Origin of the sequence: Immundisolibacter sp. (genome assembly GCF_041625615.1) — a bacterium.
Lineage (GTDB): Bacteria > Pseudomonadota > Gammaproteobacteria > Immundisolibacterales > Immundisolibacteraceae > Immundisolibacter.
Genome location: NZ_JBFJTF010000228.1, coordinates 1 through 1,842, shown reverse-complemented (window position 1 = coordinate 1,842; position 1,842 = coordinate 1). Strand labels below are relative to the sequence as shown.

The following is a 1,842-nucleotide window of genomic DNA, read 5'->3' as shown; positions in this document are numbered from 1 at the left end:
GCCTGGGCATCGTGGTCCTGGGGGTGGGCGTGGTCTCACTCATCCACGCGGTGGGCGTGTACGCGATGATCTGGGCAGTGGGACGCGCGCTGGCCAGGCAGGGCATTGCCGGCCCCTAGGCCCCATCCGGCGCCTGGGAACACGCCTCAACTCGCTGTGCCTGCCCGGTACACTGCCCGACGCGCCTCACCTCTCGCGAGCCCCCGTATGTACAACGACGAAGAACTCGACAGCGCCGTCGCCGCCCAGGTGCTGAGCGCACAGTCGGCCGATGCCTTTCGCGCGTTCGTTGCCGAGCGGCGGCACACGACGATCAAGGACGAGGAAAGCTTTCGGCTGCTCACGGGCTTCAACGACATCTTCGTGGTCATCGCCATCGGCCTGCTGCTGGTGTCGCTCGGCGGGCTCGGCGGCACCCTGGCGGCCGGTGCGGGGGCGCTGCTGGTGGCTGTGGCGGCCTGGCTCCTGGCCGAGTACTTCACCCGCCAGCGGCGCATGGCGCTGCCGTCCATCGTGCTGCTGCTGGCCTTTGTGGGCGGGGTGTTTGGCGCCACGCTGGCGGCGCTCGAAGGCAGCGATCCGGCGCCCATCTTTGCCAGTGCCGCGTCGGCGCTGGCGGCCTGGGTGCACTGGCAGCGCTTTCGGGTGCCCATCACGGTGGCGGCAGGTGCCGCGGCGGTGGTGGCGATTGGCGTTTCCACGCTGCTGAGTGCCATCCCCGGCGGTGAGCACTGGCTGTTGCCGCTGATGTTCTGCGCCGGGCTGCTGGTGTTCGGCTACGCCCTGCGCTGGGATCTGTCGGACCGGGATCGCCGGACCCGACGGTCCGACGTGGCCTTCTGGCTGCACCTGCTGGCCGCACCGCTGCTGGTGCACCCGGTGTTCGGCGCCATGCAGCGGCTGGACGATCACGCGCTGGCGCAGACCCTGCTGGTGCTGGGCGTGTACGTGGCGCTGGGCGTGGTCTCGCTGGCCATCAACCGCCGGGCGCTGATGGTGTCCGCGCTCAGTTATGTGCTGTTTGCCTTCACCGCGCTGCTGCGCGAATCCGGCGTGGTGAGCCTGAGTTTCACGCTCACGGCGCTGGTCATCGGCTCTGCCCTGCTGCTGCTGTCCGCGTTCTGGCATCCGTGCCGCGCGGCGGTACTGCAGTGGCTGCCCAGCGCGCGGCGCCTGGGATGAACTGTGGTGCGCTGACCCGGTGCGAAGCGCCGGCATGCGTACCGTTGCACCGCGTCGAACCGCTCACCGGAACTGACCGTCCATGCAACCCCGAATCAGCATGATCACCCTCGGCGTGAGGGATCTGGCCGCCGCCGTTGCGTTCTACGAACGCGGCCTCGGGCTGCCGCGCATGCCGTCGCCACCCGAAGTCGCGTTCTTCACGCTGAACGGAACCTGGCTCGGCCTGTATGACCGCCAGGCGCTGGCCGAGGATGCCCAGGTACCCGCCGCGGGCAGCGGCTTCGGGGGGTTCACGCTGTCACACAACGTCGATTCGCGGGACGCGGTGGACGCGCTGCTGCGTCAGGCGCTGCTCGCCGGCGCCATTTTGGCGAAACCGGCGCAGGCGACCGCCTGGGGTGGCTACAGTGGTTACTTCAAGGACCTCGACGGACACCTGTGGGAGATCGCCCACAATCCGCTGTTCTGGGTCGGCCCGACCGACTGATCCACGCCCCGTCCGCATGGCCCTTCGCCCCCTGCGGCGAACGCACCGCCACGGCGTCCACGCCCACGCCGCGCAACACTAAGCCGGCCTGCCTTTCTTCGGATGTGCCGCCACCAGCGCCTGCTGGGCGGCCTGCAGCCCCGGGCTGATGGTTACCGGATACGGCTCGG

Annotated in this window: 2 protein-coding genes; both read left to right on the top strand. The window is 69.7% G+C overall.

The window, feature by feature from the left end; all coding sequences use genetic code 11:
* The first annotated feature begins 207 nt into the window (after positions 1–207).
* Positions 208–1,182, top strand: coding sequence for a hypothetical protein (locus ABYX71_RS11780; protein WP_372696685.1), 975 nt, complete (start codon positions 208–210; stop codon positions 1,180–1,182).
* An 82-nt stretch (positions 1,183–1,264) separates the two neighbouring features.
* Entirely contained in the window at positions 1,265–1,672 is a 408-nt protein-coding gene (locus ABYX71_RS11775; RefSeq protein WP_372696684.1) for a VOC family protein, read from the top strand.
* The last annotated feature ends 170 nt before the right edge of the window (positions 1,673–1,842 follow it).

Bases quoted from the DNA above. Each gene is read 5' to 3' on its own strand.
- ABYX71_RS11780 (WP_372696685.1), top strand. From the start codon at position 208: ATGTACAACGACGAAGAACTCGACAGCGCCGTCGCCGCCCAGGTGCTG.
- ABYX71_RS11775 (WP_372696684.1), top strand. From the start codon at position 1,265: ATGCAACCCCGAATCAGCATGATCACCCTCGGCGTGAGGGATCTGGCC.